General features: G+C 72.0%; 13 protein-coding genes and 1 pseudogene. 9 read left to right on the top strand and 5 right to left on the bottom strand.

The window, feature by feature from the left end; all coding sequences use genetic code 11:
- Positions 1-78 precede the first annotated feature (78 nt).
- From BX285_RS21930 to BX285_RS21905, 5 genes are all read right to left on the bottom strand, one after another.
- Positions 79-1,632 (bottom strand): alpha-L-arabinofuranosidase B, encoded by a 1,554-nt coding sequence (locus tag BX285_RS21930; RefSeq protein ID WP_121177805.1) that lies wholly within the window; start codon positions 1,630-1,632, stop codon positions 79-81.
- Positions 1,633-1,947: 315 nt separating this feature from the next.
- Positions 1,948-4,230 (bottom strand): alpha-xylosidase, encoded by a 2,283-nt coding sequence (yicI, locus tag BX285_RS21925; RefSeq protein ID WP_121176641.1) that lies wholly within the window; start codon positions 4,228-4,230, stop codon positions 1,948-1,950.
- Positions 4,227-5,684 (bottom strand): GH1 family beta-glucosidase, encoded by a 1,458-nt coding sequence (locus BX285_RS21920; protein WP_398900771.1) that lies wholly within the window; start codon positions 5,682-5,684, stop codon positions 4,227-4,229. Before BX285_RS21920 ends, yicI begins: the two co-directional genes overlap by 4 nt.
- The gene (locus BX285_RS21915) at positions 5,681-6,664 is read right to left on the bottom strand and encodes an acetylxylan esterase (protein WP_121176638.1); all 984 of its coding nucleotides are present in this window, start codon (positions 6,662-6,664) and stop codon (positions 5,681-5,683) included. The genes BX285_RS21920 and BX285_RS21915 overlap by 4 nt, the downstream gene beginning before the upstream one ends.
- Positions 6,665-6,853: 189 nt before the next feature.
- The gene (locus BX285_RS21905; protein WP_310794226.1) at positions 6,854-9,709 is read right to left on the bottom strand and encodes a glycoside hydrolase family 3 protein; all 2,856 of its coding nucleotides are present in this window, start codon (positions 9,707-9,709) and stop codon (positions 6,854-6,856) included.
- Positions 9,710-9,940: 231 nt separating this feature from the next.
- On the opposite strand from BX285_RS21905, the gene BX285_RS21900 reads away from it, so the two are divergent.
- From BX285_RS21900 to BX285_RS21860, 9 genes and pseudogenes are all read left to right on the top strand, one after another.
- Entirely contained in the window at positions 9,941-11,623 is a 1,683-nt protein-coding gene (locus tag BX285_RS21900; protein WP_147465205.1) for a hypothetical protein, read from the top strand.
- The gene (locus BX285_RS21895) at positions 11,578-12,567 is read left to right on the top strand and encodes an ABC transporter permease (RefSeq protein WP_398900768.1); all 990 of its coding nucleotides are present in this window, start codon (positions 11,578-11,580) and stop codon (positions 12,565-12,567) included. Before BX285_RS21900 ends, BX285_RS21895 begins: the two co-directional genes overlap by 46 nt.
- Positions 12,564-13,535 (top strand): carbohydrate ABC transporter permease, encoded by a 972-nt coding sequence (locus tag BX285_RS21890; protein WP_121176630.1) that lies wholly within the window; start codon positions 12,564-12,566, stop codon positions 13,533-13,535. The genes BX285_RS21895 and BX285_RS21890 overlap by 4 nt, the downstream gene beginning before the upstream one ends.
- 79 nt (positions 13,536-13,614) lie before the next feature.
- Entirely contained in the window at positions 13,615-14,643 is a 1,029-nt protein-coding gene (locus BX285_RS21885) for a LacI family DNA-binding transcriptional regulator (protein ID WP_097239542.1), read from the top strand.
- Positions 14,644-14,671: 28 nt separating this feature from the next.
- Positions 14,672-16,656, top strand: a pseudogene (locus BX285_RS39520) (beta-galactosidase).
- A 38-nt stretch (positions 16,657-16,694) separates the two neighbouring features.
- Positions 16,695-18,836, top strand: coding sequence for an alpha-galactosidase (locus BX285_RS21875; protein ID WP_121176628.1), 2,142 nt, complete (start codon positions 16,695-16,697; stop codon positions 18,834-18,836).
- Between the two features lie 172 nt (positions 18,837-19,008).
- Positions 19,009-19,320 carry a cellulose binding domain-containing protein gene (locus tag BX285_RS37460; protein ID WP_179852991.1) on the top strand — a complete coding sequence of 104 codons (312 nt, stop codon included), beginning with the start codon at positions 19,009-19,011 and terminating at the stop codon, positions 19,318-19,320.
- Positions 19,321-19,417: 97 nt separating this feature from the next.
- On the top strand, positions 19,418-20,929 hold the full coding sequence (locus BX285_RS21865; protein ID WP_121176621.1) for a glycoside hydrolase family 43 protein: 1,512 nt from the start codon (positions 19,418-19,420) through the stop codon (positions 20,927-20,929).
- A gap of 47 nt (positions 20,930-20,976) precedes the next feature.
- Positions 20,977-22,728 (top strand): cellulase family glycosylhydrolase, encoded by a 1,752-nt coding sequence (locus BX285_RS21860; RefSeq protein WP_121176619.1) that lies wholly within the window; start codon positions 20,977-20,979, stop codon positions 22,726-22,728.
- Positions 22,729-22,837 lie beyond the last annotated feature (109 nt).

Genomic DNA, 22,837 nt, shown 5'->3' with positions numbered 1-22,837 from the left:
CTCCTCCGGCGCGAGCCGGGCCCGCCACCGCCGGCGAGGCGGTGGCGGGCCGGTGTGCGGTGGTGCTGCCCCGGTGGATCAGCCCCAGGGCTGGGCGATCAGCCAGCTGGTGTCGGCGGCCCAGCTGGCACTGCTGTCCCAGCTGTTGGAGCCGCCGTTGCTCGCGATGTAGGCCGTGTAGTTGTAGTGCCGGAGGTACTTCGTCGGGAAGTTGACGGACTGGAAGGAGGTGCCGGTCCCGCTGTTGCCCGCGGTGGGGCAGAACGTGGCGTCCTGGGCGAAGGAGCCGACGCCGTTGTCGAAGTCCAGGTAGAGCTCGTAGTTGTAGTGGTGCAGGAACTGCCCGGGGTTGTTGGCGGACTCGAAGGACAGGCAGGAGCTGTTGGCCAGGCCGGCGCGGACGATCCAGGTGGCGTCGGCCTTGTCGGTGGCGGAGCTGGAGGAGTTCGTGCCGGAGATGACGACCTTGTTGTCGGCGTCGTCGTGGCGCAGGTAGTGCGAGGTGCAGCAGGGCGCCGTGGTGGCCTGCAGGGAGATCCGGGAGCCGGGCGTCAGCGTGCCGGTGCCGGTCGAGCCGCTGTGGTAACCGGCGGCGGTGATGTTGGCCTGGACGGCGTTCTCGGTGGCGTCCGACGGGTAGCCCTGGGTCATGACCCCTTCGTAGAAGGTGCCTTGGGCCCCCTTGCTGTTGTCACCGCCGATGCCGAGGATGATCGCGCCTTCCTTGTGCATCGGGTTGTAGCCGGTGGCGTTGGGGCGCACACCGTTGTAGAAGGTGGACAGGCCGCCCGCCTGGGCGTCGCCCCCGCGCAGGGCCCACTGGTTCGGCCCGCCCTTGAGCATGGCGGTCAGGAACCGGTTGGTGACGGTGGGGTCGTTGGCGTTGTAGCGGGGGTTGACGCCGGAGAACAGGCCGTTCTCCTGGTCGGCCATCACCCACGGGCCGGAACCGCTGCCCGAGCCCCAGACCTTGTTGTTGCCGAAGTAGAGGGCCTCCATGTGGCCGTTGCCGGTGTCCAGGTTGTTGGTCTCGGCGTTGCCGTAGTCGAAGCAGCAGCCGCCGTTGAAGTGTGTGCCGTCGAAGATGGCGTACATGCCCTCGGGCTGGTCGCCGGTGGCGATGCCGTTGGTGTGGTTGTTGCGGTAGCCGGTCCCTGGGGCGACGTAGACGCCGTACGCCTTGTGCCCGCCGACGGTGACCGGCGCCTCGACGGCGTTGGCGAGGTTGTCCGGCCCGCCGGCCGCCCCGCCGGCCGGCGCCTGGGTGAGGTGGTTGCCCTTGCCGGACTGGTCGTAGAGGACGGTGATGACGCAACTGGTGCCGGCGCAGAAGGAGTCCTGCGCGGCGGCGTCGGCGTAGCCGCCGGCGCTCAGCAGGCCGATGTCCCTGGTCGCGTTGTCGGAGGCGCGCCTGACCTGGTACAGCGGGCCGTTGTACGCGCCGTACAGGGCCCGGGTGGTGCTGTGCGCGGCCACGCAGGGCGTGTTGCCGGCGGCGTAGAGGTCGCACGGCCCCTGGGTGGCCGCCTGCGACGTCCCGGCCGCGGCGGTGAGCAGGCCGGCGGCGAGCGCGGCGGTCGCACCGACTGCGAGGAGGGCCCGCCTGGCCCTGCGGATCGACGATTTGATCATGAAGAACTCCTTCACGGGGTGGGTGTGGAGTGAGCGGTCCGGTTCGGCTCCGTCCGTGGCCACCGGACCCGGCTCGGGGTGCCGCCCGTCAGGTCCAGGGGCGGCTCCCGAGTTTTGTTAGCGCTAACAATTCCGGCCGGGAAGAGGCGCGCGTGAGGACGGCACGGACACCTCCCGTGCCGCAACGGGCATCACTATGGCCAGCCGTCAGGACACCGTCAAGACATCGCGCATGGACGGACGGTCCCTCGGGGTAGCGGTCGAGGTCACGCGCCACGGCTTGCGGTGGCGCGTGACCTCGCGTCGGGGCCGGGCTCAGGCCGAGTAGGGCAGTTCGGCTTCCCGGGTGCCGGCCGGGCTGACGTGCAGCGCGCCGTCCGGGCCGCCGATCCGCACCTGCCAGGCGTGCGGGCTGTCGGTGGTCACCCGGATCCGGTCGCCGGTGCGGCGCAGGTGGAAGCGGGCGCTCTCGCCGGGGCCGTCGCTGCGCGGGATCAGCACGGTGCGCTCGGCGCCGTCGGCGAAGGCGTGCACCCGCAGTTCGACGCCCTCGGCCCAGGCGGAGACCGGGCGCTGGTCGTCCGCCCCGAGCGGGATGACGGAGTCGGGGCGGGCGAGCAGCGGCAGGGTGTGGAAGCCGTGCTGTTCGCGCACCCAGCGCGGGCCGGTGACCTGATCGCCCGTGAGGACGTTGGTCCACACCCCCTCGGGCACGTAGTACTCGACCGTGCCGTCCTCGGTGAAGACGGGCGCGACGAGCAGGTCGTCGCCGAGCAGGTACTGCCGGTCGAGCTTGGCGGCGGCCGGGTCGTCGGGGAACTCCAGCACCATCGCGCGCATCACCGGCACACCGGTGGCGTGCGCCTGCTGGGCGGCCCGCTGGAGGTAGGGCGCGAGCCGGTGCTTGAGCAGGGTGAACTCGCGGGTGACCTCGACCGCCTCGTCACCGAACTCCCACGGCACCCGGTACGACTTGCTGCCGTGCAGCCGGCTGTGCGAGGAGAGCAGGCCGAACTGGGTCCAGCGCTTGAAGACGGCCGGGGTCGGGGTGCCCTCGAAGCCGCCGATGTCGTGGCTCCAGAAGCCGAAGCCGGACAGGCCGAGGGAGAGCCCCCCGCGCAGCGACTCCGCCATGGCGTTGAAGTGCGACTCGCAGTCGCCGCCCCAGTGCACCGGGTACTGCTGGCCGCCCGCGGTCGCGGAGCGGGCGAACAGCAGCGCCTCCCCGTCCCCGCGCTCCTCGCGGAGCAGTTCGAACACCGCCCGGTTGTACAGCTGCGTGTAGTAGTTGTGCATCCGCTCGGGGTCGGAACCGTCGTGCCAGACCACGTCGGTGGGGATGCGCTCGCCGAAGTCGGTCTTGAAGCAGTCGACACCGACGTCCAGCAGGGCGCGCAGCTTGTCGGTGTACCAGGCGGTGGCGGCGGGGTTGGTGAAGTCCACCAGGGCCATGCCCGGCTGCCACAGGTCCCACTGCCACACGCTGCCGTCCGGGCGCCGCACCAGGTGGCCCTCGCGCATGCCCTCGGCGAACAGCTCGGACTTCTGGGCGATGTACGGATTGATCCACAGGCAGATGCGCAGCCCCTGCTCCTTGAGCCTGGCGAGCATGCCGGCCGGATCCGGGAAGGTGTCCGGGTCCCAGCGGAAGTCGCTCCACTGGTACCCGCGCATCCAGAAGCAGTCGAAGTGGAACACGCTCAGCGGGATGCCGCGTTCGGCCATGCCGCCGACGAAGCGGTTGACGGTGGCCTCGTCGTACTCGGTGGTGAAGGAGGTGGTCAGCCACAGGCCGAGCGCCCAGGCCGGGGGCAGCGCCGGGCGGCCGGTGAGCGCGGTGTAGCGTTCCAGGATCGCCTTGGGGCTCGGGCCGTGGACGACGAAGTACTCCAGCGACTGGTCCTCGACGCTGAACTGCACCTGGCCGACGGACTCGGAGCCGACCTCGTAGCCGACCTTGCCGGGGTGGTTGACGAAGACGCCGTAGCCCCGGTTGGTCAGGTGGAACGGGACGTTCTTGTAGGCCTGTTCACTGCTGGTGCCGCCGTCCGCCTGCCAGATGTCCACCACCTGGCCGTTGCGGACGAACGGGGTGAACCGCTCTCCCAGGCCGTAGACCAGCTCGCCGACGCCCAGCGAGAGCTGTCCGAGCATGTGGTGCCGGCCGTCGGCATCGGTGACGAAACCGGTGCCTCGCTCCCCCACCGAGGTGAGCACCCGGTCGCCGACGCGGAACTCCAGCTGCCAGGGCCGGGAGGTGTCCACCCGCAGCGTCAGTTCGCCCGCGCAGAGCTCCACGACGTCGCCGTCCCGGCGCACCTTCCCGCTGCCCTGCTCGGCGCCGGGCAGCGCGAACTCGGGGCCGCCCCGCACCGAACCGGCGTGGTGGGTGGTGCGCACCCCGATCACACCCTCGGCGGGGGACCAGCACTCCACGGTCAGCAGCGGGCTGTTGAGCGTGTCACCGCGGCCGCGCACGTGCTTCACGGGCGCGTAGAGGGTCATCCGGTCCTCGCCGGTGCGGACGTCGGCGACCTCGGCGGCGTAGCGCGCGGTGACGCCCGGGCGCATCAGCCAGTAGCCGTCGGTGAACTTCATCGGGCGGTTTCCTCCGTCCGCGCGCGGTGCGCGGTGATCAGGCCCCGGTACCAGTGGTAGCTGTCCTTGGGGGTTCGGGTCAGGGTTGCGTAGTCGACGTGGACCAGGCCGAAGCGCTGCGCGTAACCGCGGGCCCACTCGAAGTTGTCCAGCAGGGACCAGAGGTAGTAGCCGCGCGCGTCGACGCCGGCTGCGATGGCGTCGGCGACGGCGCCGAGGTGGCGGGCCAGGTAGTCGATCCGTTCCGGGTCGTGGACCCGGCCGTCGGGGGTGACGCTGTCCGTCTCGGCGGAGCCGTTCTCGGTGATCCAGACCGGCGGCAGCTGTGGGTAGCGGGAGTGGAGTCCGGTCAGAAGCTCGGTGAACGCGGACGGGACGACGGGCCAGCCCATGGTGGTGAGCCGGGTGCCGTACGGGTCGGACTCCTCGACGCCGATGTCCGTGGCGGTGCGCCGTTCGGGGTCGGCCTGGCGGTGCGGGGCGGCCGCGATGGTGACCGGCCGGTAGAAGTTGATGCCGACGAAGTCCAGCGGCTCGCCGATCAGTTGCAGGTCCCCCGGGCGTCGCCACGGGCCGTCCGCGAGCCCCGCCCAGGTCTCGGCCTCGTGCTCGGGGTAGCGCCCGGCGAACAGCGGCTCGGTCCAGACCTCGTTGTGCAGGACCTCGGCCCGGCGCAGGGCGGCAAGGTCCTCGGGCCGGTCCGCGGCGGCGTGCAGCCGGTCGAGGTTGAGCGTGATGCCGACCTCACGGGCGCCGGCGGCGCGCAGCTCCCGGACGGCCAGGCCGTGGGCGACCAGCAGGTGGTGGGCGGCCGCCAGGGCGCCGCGGCCCTCCCGGGCACCGGGCGCGTGCCGGCCCTCGGCGTAGCCGACGAAGGCGGAGCAGAACGGCTCGTTGAGGGTGATCCAGCGCTCGACCCGGTCCCCGTAGCGGTCGGCGGCGACGTTCGCGTACTCGGCGAATGCCTCGGCGGTCTCCCGCACGCGCCAGCCGCCCCCCGTGGCGGAGCCGCTGTTCGACGGGGTCTCCAGGGCCTGGGGCAGGTCCCAGTGGTACAGGGTGGCGGTGGGTGCGATCCCGGCGGCCAGCAGTTCGTCGATCAGCCGGTCGTAGAAGTCCAGGCCCTTGGGGTTGACCGGGCCGGTGCCGCCGGGCAGCAGGCGTGACCAGGAGATCGAGAAGCGGTAGTCGTCGATGCCGAGTCCGCGCAGCAGGGCGACGTCCTCGGGGTAGCGGTGGTAGTGGTCGCAGGCGGTGTCGCCGGTGGCGCCGTCGAGGGTGCGGCCCGGGCTGTGGCTGAAGGTGTCCCAGATGGAGGGGCCGCGCCCGTCCTCGTCGTGGGCGCCCTCGATCTGGTAGGCGGCGGTGGCGGCGCCGAAGCGGAAGCCGGCAGGCAGGTCCGGGAAGGCCGGGGAGGTCACGGGTGTCCCGGCGCCGGAGGGCACGGTGCTCACTGCTCCGGTGCCAGCCCGCGCTCGCGCAGCCAGGCCAGCTGGACGGGCGGGTTGGAGCCGCAGCCGCCGGCGTGGTCGGCGAACGGCCACACCGTCATGGTGCGGTCCTCGCCCGCGTAGTGGTTGAAGGCGGCGTAGACCGTCCGGGGCGGGCAGACCGGGTCCATCAGGCCGACGCTGAACAGGGCCGGGGCGGTGGCCCGCTGGGCGAAGTGGACGCCGTCGAAGTAGGCGAGGGTGGCGAAGGTCGGCTGCACGCGCTCCCGACTGTGCCAGCGCAGGTAGCTGACGAGCTCTTGGTAGGGGCCGTCCAGGGAGGTCTGCGCGCCCTCGCGGTAGTGGCACAGGAACGGGACGTCCGGCAGCACGGCGGCCACCCGGTCCCCGCTGAGCCCGGCGACGGCGAGGGACAGGCCGCCGCCCTGGCTGCCGCCGGCCACGACGATCCGGTCGGCGTCGAGACCGGGCAGCTGCGCGACGGCGTCGACGGCGCGCACGCAGTCGGTCATCAGCCGCCGGTAGTAGTGGTTCTCGGGGGAGTCGATGCCCTTGGTCATGAAGCCCCCGACCCACTGGGTGCCGTCGCCCGTGCCCCGGTCCGGGGTGTCGTGGCCCTGGCCCCTGCTGTCGACCACGAGCTGGGCGTAGCCGGCGGCGGACCAGAACAGGTGCTCGGTGGGCAACCCGCGACCGCCGCTGTACCCCTGGTAGCCGACGACGACGGGCAGCGGCCCGTCCACCCCGCGCGGTCGCAGCAGCCAGGCGGCCACCGGCTCGCCGTTCCAGCCGGGGAAGCGCACGTCGTCGACCTCGACGGTGCGCAGGCCGTACTGCGCGGTGACGCGTTCGGCCTTGACCGCGCCGCCGGGCGAGCGGGCCTCGGCGAGGGTGCGCCGCCAGAACTCGTCGAAGTCCTGCGGGGCGATCGACTCGGGCCGGTAGCCGGCGAGTTCGTCTGCACCGAAGTCGGTGACGGGCATGGGGGATTCCTCCGGGTGTTGCGAGTTCGAGGTGAGGTGGCGGGGCGTGAGGAGCGACCTGCTGGCCGCCTCCGGGCGGCTGGTGACGGTGGGTCGGCGCCCGGGTGACGGGCGCGATCGGCTGGGCGATGAGCCGGTCCGGAACGGGTGGCGGCCCGTCGCCCCTCCGGACGGGCCGCCGGACAGGCTCTAGTCGGCCGCGCCGAAGCGGAACTCGGTGAGCCGGAAGTCGCCGTGCAGGGTCAGGCTCACGTCGTGCACGCCGTCGAGCGCGGCGGCGAGTTCGACGGTGGTGCCCGTCCAGGCGTAGCGGTCACCGGTCACGGGCACGGCGATGTCGGCCAGCAGCCGCGCGCCGACCCGGACCTCCAGCCGGGCAGCGCCGTTCGCGTCGTCCGCGCGGGCGGTCTCGACTTCGACCCGGACGGCCCCCGACACGTCCGAGGCGCGGAACAGGAGCGTCGCGGGCTGCCCCGGATCGGTGGGCGTGACGGCGTCGCCGTCGGCGCGGGTGGCGTCGACGATGGTGATGTCCGTGTGGTCGTCGAAGTCGACGGCCCGGACGCTCCGTCCGACCACGGCGCGGGCAGCGGGCGCCGCCCCGGTCACGGTGAGCGGCGTGACGAGGACCTCGTCCTCGGCCGACCGCGCCACGACGACCTGGTAGGCGCCGGGGTCGACGGCGAAGGCGCCCGTGGCGACGTCCCAGTGGGCGAACCGCTCGGCCGGCAGTCGGAACGTCAGTTCGCGGGTCTCCCCCGGCTCCAGGCGGACCTTGCGGAAGTCGGCCAGGCGCAGCCGCGGCGCCGCGTAGCGGGCGTCCAGGGCCCGGACGTAGATCTGGACGACGTCGCCACCGGATCGCCGGCCGCGGTTCTGCACGGTGACGGTGAGGTCGACCGCGCCGTCCTGGCCGATCGACGGCTGCGACAGTCGCGGGTCGCGGTAGGCGATGTCGGTGTAGGACAGCCCGTGGCCAAAGGGGTAGAGGGCGGCGCCCTGGTGGTACTGGTAGGTCCAGCCCGCCTTGATGATGTCGTAGTCGAGCGGGGCGGGCAGCGGGTCGTCGCCCCGGTACCAGGTCTGCGGCAGCCGGCCGGTGGGCTCGGCCTCGCCGAGCAGCACGGCGGCCAGCGCGTGTCCTGTTTCCTGCCCGCCGTGGGAGGTCCACACCACGGCGGGCAGGTGCTCGTCGGCCCAGTCGACGGCGTAGGGGTAGCTGCTCATCAGCACCAGTGCCGTCTGCGGGCGGGCTTCGGCGACGGCGCGCAGCAGGGCCTCCTGGCCCTCGGGCAGGCGGATGTCGGCGCGGTCCTCGGTCTCGCGGCCGTTGATCATCGGGTGGTTGCCGAGGACGACGACGGCGGCGTCAGCCGTCGCGGCGGCTTCGCGCGCCTCGGCGCGGCCGTCGTGCAGCAGCTCGCGCTGCCAGCGCTCGGCGGCGTCCGGGGTCTCGGCGGTGACCGTCACGCGGCCGTCGGTCGGATCCACGGCGGCGTAGCGGCCGGTGAACACGTTACGCAGCAGCACGGTGTCCTCGCCGGCCGGTTCGAGGCGGAAGGTCTCCTTGACGAACCAGGCCTTGATGACGTCCTGGTCGGCGGCCAGGCCCTCGTCGTCCTGGAGGGTCAGGTAGCGGCCGGTGTCGACGGCGCGCAGCGTGGAGGCGCCGCCGCCCCAGTCGGTCACGTCGAAGGAGGTCTTGCCGAGCCGGTCACCAGTGGTGCGCGAGCGCAGGGCGATCCGGTCGCAGCCCTCCACCCGAACGATCTCTCCGCCGTGCGGGGCGAGGGCCGCGGCGAGGCCGGTGGCCAGGCCGACCCGGTACGGCATGGTGCCGCTGTACCAGTCCTCGAAGAGCGCGTCGGCGAGCGGGCCGATGACGGCGATCCGCGGTGCGCGGGCGGGGTCGAGCGGCAGCAGGCCGTCGTTCTTGAGCAGGACGGCCGACTCGACCGCGGCCTTCCGGGCCAGCACGCGGTGCTCGGCGCAGTCGATCACCTCCGGGCCGATGGCGGCGTACGGGTCCAGCTCGGGGTCGAACTCGCCGAGGCGCAAGCGCACTTCGAGCTGACGGCGGACGGCGCGGTCCACGTCGGCCTCCTCGATCAGGCCGCGTTCCAGCGCCTCGCGCAGTCGGCCGACCACGGTCTCGGTGTCCTCGCCGTGGTCGGTGAAGCTGTCGATGCCGGCCTTGAGCGCGGCCGCGTGGGACTCGGCGTGGTCGTCGAAGTAGTGCTCCGGGTCGACCAGGTTGGAGGGGGCCTCGGCGTCGCTGACCACGAACAGCTCGTGCCCGGTCGGCCGGACCCAGCGGCGCAGCTCCGCCTCGATCAGCGGACTCACGTGGCAGGGGCGGCCGTTGACCAGGTTGTAGGCGGCCATCGCGCCGGTCGCGGCGCCCGAGGCGATGACGGGCCGGAAGGCGGCGAGGTCGTACTCCTGGAGCACGCGCGGGCGCAGGGCGGAGGAGGTGGTGCAGCGGTCGTCCTCGTTGTTGTAGGCGAGGAAGTGCTTGAGCACCGGGGCGGCCCGCAGGTAGCCCGGGTGATCGCCGGTCAGGCCCCGGCAGAACGCCCCACCGATGCGCGCGGTGTGGACCGGGTCCTCGGAGTAGCCCTCCTCGTTGCGGCCCCAGCGCGGGTCGCGCAGCAGGTTGAGCACGGGGGCCCAGGCCTGGAGGGAGTTGGGCCCGCGCTCGGGGCTGCCGACGGCCGGCGGGCGGTGGTGGTGGAAGGCCCGCAGTTCGGTGGAGACCGCCTCGCCGACCTCGCGCACCAGGTCCTCGTCCCAGCTGGCGCCGAGGCCGACGGCCTGTGGGAAGACGGTCGCCACCCCCAGCCAGGAGACGCCGTGCAGGCCCTCGCTGCCGGTGCGGAAGGCGGCGACTCCCAGGCGGGGGACGGCCGGCGAGTACTGGTGCAGCATCGCAAGCCGTTCGTCGATCGTGAGCCGGTTCAGCAGGTCGTCGACGCGCTCCCGCAGGGGAAGCGTGGGATTGCGGAAACCGGGCAGACCGGTAGCGGAGTCGGGCACGGAACTCACGTGGAACACCCCTCGGCGGGTTCGACTCGGAGATCGTTGATCGAAGCGCTTCGACGCTGACACGCGCCATCGACCGTGTCAACTCCCCAGAACACAAACGACTTTGGATTTGTTCACCCTCTTGCTCAACCTGTAACGCGTCGTTAGTGTCACCGAAACATCCAAGCGCTTCGACGCTTCGACGCTCTTTGACGCTTGGGCCGCGCTTCGACGGAGAGGGGCTACGCCACCATGAGATCCGGATTGAACCGCAGGAGCTTTCTGACCACCGCCGCCACGGTCGCGGGGGCCGCCGCGATGGCGCCCCTGCTGTCCGCCTGCGGCGGCGGATCGACCAAGAAGGGCGGGGCGAACAGCAGGGAGGGTCTGAAGGCCGCCCTGCCGACCTACCTGCCGAACCCCAACGCGGTCAAGCCGGACATGGCCCCCGTCCAAGGCGCAGGCGACGTCGCGACCGATCCGGCCTACCTCTCCTACCCGGCCTCCCCGCCCACCAGCGTCTCCGGCGTCCCGGGCAAGGGCGGCAGCTACACGGCGGTCACCCCGCTGTGGGGCACGGCCCCACCGGTCGGCAACTCCTTCTACCAGGCGATGAGCAAGGCGCTCGGGGTCGAGCTGACCATGAAGCCGGCGGACGGGATCAACTACAACACCATCGTCCCCACGATGACCGCCGCCGAGAAGCTGCCGGACTGGATCAACCTGCCCTCCTGGTGGAACGCCAACTTCAACACCGGCGGGCTGACCGGCTCCCAGCTCGCGGACCTGACCCCCTACCTGTCCGGCGACAACATCAAGAAGTACCCCAACCTGGCCGCCCTGCCCACCGGTGCCTGGCAGATGGGGATCTGGGGCGACAAGCTCTACGGGATCCCCTGCTTCTCCAGCAGCTTCGGCATGCCCGGTGCCACCTTCTACCGCCGGGACATCCTCGAAGCCCGGGGGATCACGGCCGACCAGATCAAGTCCGCCGACGACCTGATGAACCTCGGCAAGGAACTGACCGACGCCAAACGGGGCGTGTGGGCCTTCGACGACGTGTGGACCTACCTCCAGTTCACCTGGAACGTCCCCATGAACTGGCGGATCGACAACGGCAAACTGGTCCACATGTTCGAGACCCAGGAGTTCCTGGAGGCCGTCGACTGGCACTACCGCCTGGCCAACTCGGGCTACATGCACCCGGACACGCTCGCCGGCGACGTCTCCAACGGAGCCACCCGCTTCTACAGCGGCAAGTGCCTCATCGGAGGCGGCGGACTGGGCGCCTGGAACCTGTCCGACCACCAGTCCGGCGTCGCCGCGGACCCGAACTACCGGCGCGGCGCGCTCAACTGCATCACCCCCGACGGCAAGGGCACACCGGTGACCTACACGGGCTCCAGCGCCAGCATGCTCAGCTACCTCAACGCCAAGCTGAAGCCCGCGCAGATCGAGGAACTGCTCGCCGTCGCGAACTACCTCGCCGCCCCCTACGGCACGGCCGAGTACACCCTGGTCACCTACGGGGTCGAGGGCGTCCACCACACCCGGGTGAACGGCACACCGACCTTCACCGACGAGGGCAAGAAGGACGTCCAGGCGACGACCTACCCGTTCCTGGCCGCCGCCCCCTCCGTGATCAGCAACCCCGGCGGCGAGCAGGTCACCAGGGACTACGCGGCCTGGTCCGGCGCCAACGTCAAGTACCTCACCAAGCCGGCCTTCTGGAACATGAACTTCAGCATGCCGTCGGCGATCGCCACCGCCTGGGCAGCGCAGAGCGTCAACGACACCCTCAAGGACTGCTACCACGGCAAGAAGAAGGTCTCCGAGTTGCAGGACGCCATCGCCGGCTGGCGCTCCGGCCCCGGGGAACGGCTCAAGCAGTGGATGACCGACAACGTCCTCGACAAGTACGGCTCCGGTCAGTGAGCACCGCGGCCCCCAAGCGCCCGGCCCGCCCCGCGCGGCTCAACTGGCGGATCAGGCTGCGGCGCGACAAGTCGCTCCTGCTGATGACGGTTCCCGCGGTCGCCCTGCTCCTGGTGTTCAACTACGTGCCGCTGTTCGGCATCGTCACCGCCTTCCAGGAGTACGACCCGCTGGTCGGGGTCTGGCACAGCGAATGGGTCGGCTTCGACCAGTTCCAGCAGCTGTTCGGCGACCCGGCGTTCTGGGCCTCGATGCAGAACACGCTGTACCTGAGCTTCGTCCAGCTGATCCTCTTCTTCCCCGTCCCGATCGCCCTGGCCCTGCTGCTCAACTCGGTGGTCAGCGAGCGGATCCGCAACTTCTTCCAGTCCGTGGTCTACCTGCCGCACTTCTTCTCCTGGGTGCTGGCGGTCACGATCTTCCAGCAGATGCTCGGCGGCGCCGGCGTGCTCAACCAGTTCCTGCGCCAGCACGACATCGGCACCTGGGACATCATGACCAACCCGCACACCTTCGCCCTGCTGGTCACCTCCCAGGCGATCTGGAAGGAGGCGGGCTGGGGGATCATCGTCTTCCTCGCCGCGCTGAGCGCCATCAACAGCGAGCTGTACGAAGCCGCGGCCGCCGACGGCGCCGGCCGGTTGCGGCGGATGTGGCACATCACGCTGCCGGGCCTGCGCGGAGTGATCGTGCTGATGCTGGTCCTGCGCCTCGGCAACGCGCTGTCCGTCGGCTTCGAGCAGTTCCTGGTCCAGCGCGACGCGGTCGGCCACGAGGCCGCCGACGTCCTGGACACCTTCTCCTTCTACTACGGCATCGCCACCGGCGGCTACAGCTACGGCGCGGCGGCCGGGCTCTTCAAGAGCGTGGTCTCCCTCCTGCTCATCTGGGGTGCCAACAAGCTGGCGCACGCCTTCGGCGAGGACGGGCTGTACCGGAAATGACGAACGCACTCACCATCGGTTCCCGCCGCGAGAAGCGCCGCACGGCGGCGGCCACCCGGCGCCGGGCCCGCTCCGCCCGCCCGCCCTGGGAGGAGCCACCGACGGCCGTCGGCCAGGCGGCCAAGGGGCTCACGCTCGGCGGGACGCTCGCCGTCATCCTGGTCCCGCTCTGGATCATCGTCCTGACCAGCTTCTCCACCCCCGGCGCCATCAACCGGGCCGGCGGGCTGGTGATCTGGCCGGACGGCCTGACCACCGAGACGTACCGCCAGATGCTCAGCGACCCGACGATCGTCACCGCGCTGGGGGTGAGCCTGGGCATCACCGTGGCCGGCACCGCGCTGTCCATGGCCGTGTCCGTCCTGTGCGCCTACGGCCTCTCCCGGCCGCGCTCCCTCGGACACCGCTTCGTCCTGCTGCTGCTGATCGTCACGATGTTCGTCGGCGGCGGCCTGATCCCGAGCTTCCTGGTCGTCACCGGCCTCGGCGGCTACGGCCAGTGGTGGGCGCTGATCCTGCCGGGTGCCGTCTCCGTCTTCAACATCCTGGTGCTGCGCGCCTTCTACCAGGAGACCTCCTCCGAGCTGATCGACGCGGCCCGGATGGACGGCGCCGGGGACTGGCGCATCCTGTGGTCCGTCGTCCTGCCCACCTCGCGCGCCGTCACCGCCGTCACCGCGCTGTTCTACGCCGTCGGGTACTGGAACTCCTTCTTCAACGTCATGCTCTACATGCCGACGGACAGTCAGAAGTGGCCGCTGCAGTACGTGCTGCTCACCTACGTCAACCGGGCCAACGGCCTCCCCGGCTCCCTCAACTCGGGCTTCGGGAACAGCCACACCCAGACCGCACCGCTGTCCCTGCAGATGGCGGTCGTGGTCCTCACCCTGGTACCACTGGTGATCGTGTACCCGTTCGTACAGAAGCACCTGCGCACCGGCGTCCTCACCGGCGCGATCAAGGGCTGAGCCGTCCGCACCGGCCCGGAGCGCCCCGACCGGACCGGGAACACGCCCTCAACGGAACCGACACGAAGGAATCCCAACGATGGTGACACTCGCCGATGTGGCCAGGCACGCCGGCGTCTCGTCCAGCACGGTCAGCTACGCCCTCAGCGGCAAGCGCCCGATCTCCGACGAGACCAGGACCCGCATCGAGAGGGCCATCACCGACCTCGGCTACCACCCGCATGCGGGTGCCCGGGCCCTGGCCGGCAAGCGCTCGCACATCATCGCCCTGGTGGTACCGCTCCACCCCGAGGTGCACGTGCCCACCATGATGGAGATCGCCATCGCCGTCACCGTCGCCGCCCGCGAACACGGCTACGACGTCCTGCTGCTCACCAACGACGAAGGGCCCGAAGGCGTCCGCCGGGTCGCCGCCACCGGACTCGCCGACGGCGTCATCCTCATGGACGTCCGCCTCGACGACGACCGCATCCCGGTGCTGCGCGCCCAGGACATCCCGGCCGCCCTCATCGGCCTGCCCGACGACCCCACCGGACTCTCCTGCGTCGACCACGACTTCGCCACCGCCGGCGCCCTGTGCGCCGACCACCTCGCCGACCTCGGCCACCGCGACGTCGCCTTCATCGGCTACAGCAGCGGCGTCTACCGGCGCCACGCCGGCTACGCCGAGCGCACCCTGAAGGGCTTCCGCGCCCGCGCCGAGCGGCGCGGCCTGCGCTTCCTCCACCGGCCCTGCGAGGGCACGTACGAGAGCACCGCCGGCACCCTGGCCCGCGTCCTGGCCGACCGGCCCGACACCACCGGGTTCGTCGTCCAGAACGAGGCGGCGATCGGCCCGCTGCTGAGCCTGCTGCGCGCCAGCGGCCGGACCGTGCCGGAGGACGCCTCCGTCATCGCCATCTGCCCGAACCCGATGGCCGAGCAGCACTCACCCCGGCTCACCTCCGTGACCAGCCCGAAGAAGGACCTCGGGCAGGTCGCCGTCGAGCAGGTCATGGCGAGGATCGCCGCGACCGCCGCGGGCGACGTGCCGCAGGACCAGCTCCTGCTGATGCCCCCGGAACTGGTGGTCCGCGAGAGCACCGCCCCGGCCCCGCCCCGCAGTTGACACCACTCACGGAAGGACGGCTCCCCCGATGGAGCTGCAACGGCTCACCGACCGCCTCGGCGGCCTCGCCTTCGGCGGGGACTACAACCCCGAACAGTGGGACGCCGAAGTGTGGAAGCAGGACGACGAACTGATGCGCCGGGCGCGCGTCAACCTCGCCACCGTCGGCGTCTTCTCCTGGGCCCTGATGGAGCCCGAAGAAGGCCGCTACGAGTTCGACTGGCTCGACGCCCACCTCGACCGGCTCCACGCGGCCGGCGTCGCCGTCGACCTGGCCACCCCCACCGCCTCCCCACCGCCGTGGTTCACCCTGGCCCACCCGGACGCCCTGACCATCCGCCCCGACGGCACCCACCTGACCCACGGCAGCCGGGACACCTACTGCCTCACCTCCCCCGCCTACCGCCGGGCCGCCCGCCGCATCGCCGCCGCCCTCGCCGAACGCTACGGCGACCACCCGGCGCTGGCCCTGTGGCACGTCCACAACGAGTACGTCACCCCTGCCACTGCGACCACACCGCCGCCGCGTTCCGGGTCTGGCTGCGCGCCCGCCACGGCTCCCTGGACGCCCTCAACGAGGCCTGGGGGACGGCGTTCTGGAGCCAGCACTACACCTCGTGGGAGCAGGTCCTCCCGCCCCGCACCACCCAGTGGCACCACAACCCCGGCCACGTCCTGGACTACAGCCGCTTCTGGTCCGACGAGACCCTCGCCGCCTACCGCGAGCAGCGCGACGCGATCCGCGCCCACAGCGACCGGCCGGTGACGACCAACCTCATGGTGCCCGACTACCAGAACCTGGACCTGTGGGCGTTTGGCCGCGAGGTCGACCTGGTCTCCGTCAACCACTACCCCAGCGCACCCGGCATCGACGCCGCCGCCCACGCCGCCTTCGACGCCGACCGGGCCCGCTCCTTCGCCGGCGGCGCCCCCTGGCTGCTGATGGAATCGGGCACCAACACCGTCTACGCCGGCGACCGCATCCTCCCCAAGGAGCCGGGCGACATCCTTCGCCACTCACTCGTCCACATCGCCCGCGGCTCGGAGGGCGCACTGTTCTTCCAGTGGCGCCAGTCCCGGGCCGGCGCCGAGACGTGGCACTCGGCGATGGTCCCGCACGCCGGGCCCGACAGCCGCACCTTCCGCGAGATCACGGCGGCCGGCGAGTCCATCGCCCGGCTCGGCGAGCTCGCCGGCTCCACCGTCCGGGCCGACGTCGCCGTGCTGCACGACTCCGACGCCTGGTGGGCGTTGAACGTCGACGGCCTCCCGTCCGGCGAGCTCGCCTACCACCCCGCGCTGCGCCGCGCTCACCGGGCCCTGTGGGACGCCGGATTGACGGTCGACTTCGCCCACCCCGAGCACGACCTGAACCGCTACCGGGTCGTCCTCGCCCCCGCCCTGTTCCTGCTCACCGACGCGGGCGCCGAGAACCTGCGCCGCTACGTCGCGGGCGGCGGCACCCTGCTGATCCAGCACTTCGGCGGCATCGTCGACGAGCACCTGCACGCCCGGCTCGGCGGCTACCCGGCCGCACCGCTGCGCGAGGCGCTGGGCATCCGGGTCGAAGAGCACCGCCCGCTGGCGCAGGGCGAGGAGATCACGCTCTCCGACGGCTCGACGGGCTCCTCCTGGAGCGAGTCCCTGCGCACCGAAGGCGCCGAGGCGGTCGCCGCCTACACGCACGGCATGCTCGCCAGCCGCCCGGCGCTCACCCGGCACACCTTCGGCTCCGGCCACGGCTGGTACCTGTCCACCCGCCTGGACGACGCGGGCTACACCGCCCTGGTCGGCCGGCTGCTCACGGAGGCCGGGGTCGGCCCGGACCTGCCCGGCCTGCCGGCCGGCGTCGAGGCCGTCACCCGGCACGCCCCGGACGGCCGCGCCTGGCACGTCCTGATCAACCACCTCGACGAACCCGTCCCGCTGCCGCGGCCCGGTCACGACCTGCTCACCGGCGGCCCCGTGAGCCGGCTGCCCGCCGGCGGCTGCGCCGTCCTGCGCGCGTTGTGAACGCTCACTGAGCTCCCGCCTCATCCCGGAAGGCCACCATGAGCGACCCGCACGAGACGATCCGCTGGGGCCACGACGCCCTGGAACTGGAGATCACCCTGGGCGAGCACGACACTCCGCGCCTGACCCGGATCGGTGCCCCCGGCGAGAAGACCACCGCCCCCCGCCCCGCCGTACCGCTGCCGCTGGTGGAGGTGACGACCGCCGCTCTCGGCCGCTACTGGTCGGGCCGGCACCTCGTCAACACCGTTCTCGGCGGGCGCCTGCGCCACCGCGCGCACCGGGCGACCCGGGACGGCGACTGGCACGTGCTCACCGTCGAACTCCACGACCCGGAGACCGGTTTGACCGCCGAGGCGGTCTACCGCTCCCCGGCCGGCCTGCCGGTGCTGCGCAGCGAGGTGCTGCTGCGAAACGAAGGGACGGCGACGCTGCACCTGGAGTCGGTCGCCTCGCTCGTGGCGGGCTGCCTCACCGGGGGCGACCCGGTGGATCTGGACGACGCCGACCTGCTGTGGGCGGAGAACGAGTGGTTCGCCGAATGCCGCTGGCAGCGCCAGCCGCTGCGGGTGTCCTCGCCCGAACGGAGCGGCCGCTTCCACACCACCTCCGGCCGCAGCACCCGCGTCGTGGCCGGTCAGGGCGTGTGGTCCAGCTGCGGCCACCTGCCGATGGGCGGCCTGACGGACCGCGCGTCCGGCCGTACCTGGCTGTGGCAGATCGAGCACAACGGCGGCGGCTGGCGCTGGGAGTGCGGGGTGCGCGACGACACCGCGTACGCGGCGCTGTACGGCCCGAACGACGCCGACCACGGCTGGCGCCACCCGCTGGAGCCGGGCGCCGAGTTCCGTACCGTGCCGGTGGCGCTCGCACTGGCCACGGACGGCGGCCCGGACGGGGCCTTCGCCGCCCTGACCCGCTACCGCCGGGCCACCCGACGCCCGCACCCCGACCACCGGCGGCTGCCGGTGATCTTCAACGACTACATGAACTGCCTGATGGGCGATCCGACCACCGAGAAGCTACTGCCCCTGGTCGACGCCGCCGCCGAGGCCGGCGCGGAGTACTTCGTCGTCGACGCCGGCTGGTACGACGACGGCGGCACCTGGTGGAGCTCCGTCGGGGCCTGGGAGCCGTCGGCCTCCCGGTTCCCCGGGCCGAAGGGGATCCACGAGGTCCTGGACCGGATCCGGGAGCGGGGCATGGTCCCCGGCCTGTGGCTGGAGCCGGAGGCGGTCGGCGTGGACAGCCCGGTCTCCGGATCCCTGCCGGAGGAGGCGTTCTTCCGCCGCGACGGGCGGCGCGTCGAGGAAGGCGGCGGCCGGTACCACCTGGATCTGCGACACCCCGCCGCCCGCGCCCACCTGGACCGCGTGGTGGACCGCCTGGTCGGCGAATGGGGCGTCGGCTACCTGAAGCTCGACCACAACACCGACCCGGGCTCCGGCACCAGCAGCCACCCGGGAGAGGCACCGGCGGCCGGCCTGCTCGGCCACAACCGGGCCCACCTCGCCTGGCTCGACGGCATCCTGGACCGGCACCCGGACCTGGTGATCGAGAACTGCGCCTCCGGCGGCATGCGGATGGACCACGCCCTGCTCTCCCGGCTCCAGCTGCAGTCCACCAGCGACCAGCAGGACCTGCTGCGCTACGCGCCGATCGCGGCGTCGGCCCCCACCGCCGTCACGCCCGAGCAGGGCGCCGTCTGGGCCTACCCGCTGCCCGGGGACTCCCCCGACGAGGTCGCCCTGACCATGGCCAACGCGCTCCTCGGCCGCATCCACCTCTCCGGTCGGCTCACCGAACTGTCCTCGCAGGCCAGGGACTTGGTGCACGAGGCGGTAGCCGTCCACAAGGCGATCCGCGCCGACCTGCCGCAGGCGCTGCCCGCCTGGCCGCTCGGCCTCCCGGGCTGGGAGGACCCGTGGATCGCCCTGGCCCTGCACACCCCGGCCACCACCTACCTCACCGCCTGGCGCCGCTCCGGCGAGGAGAACGTCAGGGAGCTCGGTCTGCCCCACCTGGCCGGCGCCGAGGTCCGCGTCGAGGTGCTCTACCCGGCATCCAGCCAGGCCCGCGCCCTCTGGCACCCGGACACCGCCGAACTCACCCTGACCCTGCCGGCGGCCCCGTCCGCCGTCCTGCTGCGCCTCACCAGGAATCCGACCGGGAGGGATTGACGATGCCCCAGGTGTCCGCGCGCGGCCCACCGCGCCGGCCCGCATCCACACGGAACACGCTTCGCGTCCGGGCCCGACCCAGGCAGCCGCACCGGGCTCCTGCCGTCCAGAACGCGGGAGTTCGTTTCCCCCACTCGAACGCCACGCACCCCCACCCCACTGGAAGGACGCAGTGAAATGGTCAGCCCATTCGTGTCATGATCACGTCATAGCCGCCGCGGCGGCCCTGTCTCTCGCGGTCACCGGCGCGATCGCCGTCGCGGGGCCGCACGCCGCCGCCGCACCGCCCGCCGTCACCGCGAGCACCCTGTCGGTGTCGGTCGACGCCGCCCCGCAGCTCGCCACCGCTCCCGCCGAGGTGTCCTACAACGCCTCCGTCCCGCAGGGCGGCAGCGTCCAGTGGGCCTTCAAGGCCACCTGGTCCGGCAGTGACGCCAACCCCTCCGCCTTCCGGTTCAACGGCGCCCCCTGCGCGATCGGCTGAACCCGATGAGCCGGTGGTGCCCCGGGCCCCGGACCTCTCCAGGGCCAAGGGCCCGGGGCACCACCCCCGACCCGCACCCCCGAAAGGAACCGACCACGTGTCAGACCAGCCCCAGCCGACCGGCCCCCTCCCCAACCCGGTGATCCCCGGATTCCACCCGGACCCGAGCGTCTGCCGCGTGGGCGACGACTACTACCTCGTCTGCTCCAGCTTCGAGTACTTCCCCGGCATCCCCGTCTTCCACAGCCGCGACCTGTTCCACTGGACCCAGATCGGCAACGCCCTCGACCGGCCGAGCCAGCTGCGCCTGCCGCGCGAGTCCCCGTCCTCCGGCGGTATCTACGCCCCGACGCTGCGCCACCACGACGGCCGCTTCTGGCTGATCGTCACCAACGTCAGCGGCGACGGCAACCTGCTCTTCACCGCCACCGACCCGGCAGGCCCCTGGTCCGACCCGATCCGGCTGCCCGGCGTCCACGGCATCGACCCGGACCTCGCCTGGGACGAGGACGGCACCTGCTGGTGCACCGTCGCCGGCGTCTCCCAGGTCCGCCTCGACCCGGCCACCGGCGAGACCATCGGCGAGCCGCAGCGGATCTGGTCCGGCGCGCCCGGCGCCACCGCCCCCGAGGCCCCGCACCTGTACCGGATCGGCGCGTACTGGTACCTGATGATCGCCGAGGGCGGCACCGAGCGCGGCCACGCCGTCTCCATCGCCCGCGGCCCCTCGCCCTCGGGCCCGTTCGAGCCGTGCCCGGCCAACCCGGTGCTGACCCACCGCGGCATCGACAGTCCCATCCAGAACACCGGGCACGCCGACCTCGTCCAGGCCCCCGACGGCTCCTGGTGGATGGTGCTGCTCGCCGTCCGGCCGCGCGGCGGCACCCCCGCCTGGTACGTGCTCGGCCGGGAGACCTTCCTCGCCCCGGTCGCGTGGGTGGACGGCTGGCCGGTGGTCGGCCCGCTCACCACCGAACTGCCCACCCCCTCCTGGCCGTTGCACCCCGCGCCCGCAGTCCCCGCCCGGGACGACTTCGACCAGGCCGAGCTCCACCCCCAGTGGATCTCGGTGCGCGAGCGCCCCGAGCACCTGTGCACCACGAAGGAGCGCTCCGGCTGGCTCACCCTGCGCGCCGCGGGCGCCTCCCTGGACGAGAACGACGTGGTGTTCGTCGGCCGGCGCCAGCAGCACCTCGGCTGCCGGGCCCGCACCCTGATCGACCCCGCCGGGGGCCGCGGCGGCCTCGCCGTCCGCATGGACGAGGACCACCACTACGAGATCGAGGCGGCCGACGGCGAGGTGAAGGTCCTCGCCCGGATCGGCTCGCTGCGCACCGAGGTCGCCTCCCGTCCGGTGCCCTCCGGAGCCGTGGTGCTCGGTGTCGACGTCGTCCCCCGGCCGACGCGCGGCCCGCGCACCGGCCCCGACGACGTCATCCTCGGCGTCGAGGAGCCCGACGGCACCTTCGCCGTGCTCGCCGCCCTCGACGGGCGCTACCTCTCCACCGAGGTGGCCGGCGGCTTCACCGGCCGGGTCATCGGCATGTACGCCGCCGAAGGCACCGTCCACTTCGACCGGTTCGACTACGAGCCGCTCCTCCTTCCCTGACCACCCGTCAGGGGATTCCCCACCCGTTCACCCGAAAGGGACATGCCGTGAACGACGAACAGCAGACCGCCCGCCCACTCGCCCGCCGGCTCCACCGGACGGCCGGCCTCGTGGTGGCCCTGGTCACCACCGGCGCCCTCTGCGGCGGCACCGCCGTCGCCGCCCCCGCCGACCGGGCCCCGTCCACGGCCGAGGCCGCCGGGCTCAGGGTCCCCGACAACCCGATGGCCGCAGTCGCCCAGATGCAGCCCAGCTGGAACCTCGGCAACACCCTCGACGCGATCCCCGACGAGACCTCCTGGGGCAATCCCCTCACCACCAAGGCGACGTTCGACGGCCTCAAGGCCCAGGGCTTCCGCAGCGTCCGGATCCCCGTCACCTGGTACCCGCACCAGTCCGCGACCGCCCCGTACACCATCGACCCGGTGTGGATGAAGCGGGTGAAGCAGGTGGTCGACCTCGCCCTGGAGGACGGCCTCTACGTCGAGATCAACGTCCACCACGACTCGTGGCAGTGGATCAAGTACATGTCCACCGACCACGACAACATCGTGGCCCGGTTCGACTCCACCTGGCAGCAGATCGCCACCGCGTTCAAGGACGAGCCGCGCACGCTGCTCATGGAGAGCATCAACGAACCGCAGTTCGACGCCGCGACCGACGCCCAGAAGACCCAGTACCTGCGGGAACTCAACACCTCGTTCCACAGCATCGTGCGCAACTCCGGCGGCAGGAACAAGGACCGCCTGCTCGTCCTGCCCTCGGAGGAAACCAACAACGCCCAGCACTGGCTGGACGACCTGTCCACCACGATGAGCTCGCTGAACGACCGCAACCTGGTCGCCACCGTGCACTACTACAGCTGGTACCCCTTCAGCGTGAACATCGCGAACGACCCGACGTACGACGCCAAGGCCCAGTCGGACCTCACCGAGGGCTTCGCCCGCGTGCACGACACCTTCGTCGCCAAGGGCATCCCCGTCTACCTCGGCGAGTACGGCCTGCTCACCTCGCCCTACTCCGGCGTGGTCGAGCGCGGCGAGATGCTCAAGTACTTCGAGCACGTCAACTACGAGGCGCGGCGCAACGGCATGACCTCCGCCGTCTGGGACGCCTACAACGACTTCCTGAACCGTTCCACCATGCAGTGGATGGTCCCCGAGATGAAGGCCCTGATCCAGAGCTCCTGGCGGACCCGCTCGGGCACCGCCTCCACCGACAACCTCTTCGTGCCGAAGTCCGGCCCCATCGCCGCGCAGACCATCACCCTGAACCGCAACGGCCTCTGGTTCGCCGGGCTCTGGCAGGGCGACCGCCCGCTGATCCCCTTCATGGACTACACCCTCGACGACGACAAGCTCACCCTGACCGCCGACGCCCTCACCCGCCTCGCCGGAGACCGCGCCGCCGGCGTCAACGCCACCCTCGAAGTCCGGTACTCCGACGGCGTCCCGTGGAAGCTCTTCGTGCGCTCGTACGACAAGCCGACCATGGCCAACGCCACCGGGACGCTCGACGGGCTCACCATCCCCACCCGGTTCAACGGCGCCCTGATGGCCAACGTCCAGTCCACCTACGCCGACGGCACAGCGGCCGGCCCCGCGTCCTGGACCACCTACCAGTCGTTCGACAACCTCCGTGCCGACTACGGCGCCGACACCACCACTCTCAAGCCCGACTACGTCAAGTCCCTCAAGGACGGCGTCCCGGCGACGTTCACCTTCCGCTTCTGGACCGGCGACACCGTCACCTACACCGTCACCAGGACCGGTGACACCGTCACCGGCACCGCCTCCTGACCCCTGTTCCTCCCCGCCCCGGCTGCCGCCCCCGGCAGCCGGGGTTCCCACACGTCCCGAGGTGCACCCGTGTTCCCGCTGCCCCCGCGCGTCCCCGCGGCGGCCTCTC

The organism is Streptomyces sp. 1114.5 (assembly GCF_003635085.1).
Lineage (GTDB): Bacteria > Actinomycetota > Actinomycetes > Streptomycetales > Streptomycetaceae > Kitasatospora.
Note: the sequence above shows the minus strand (reverse complement) of the source record. Positions and strands in the feature narration are given on the sequence as shown.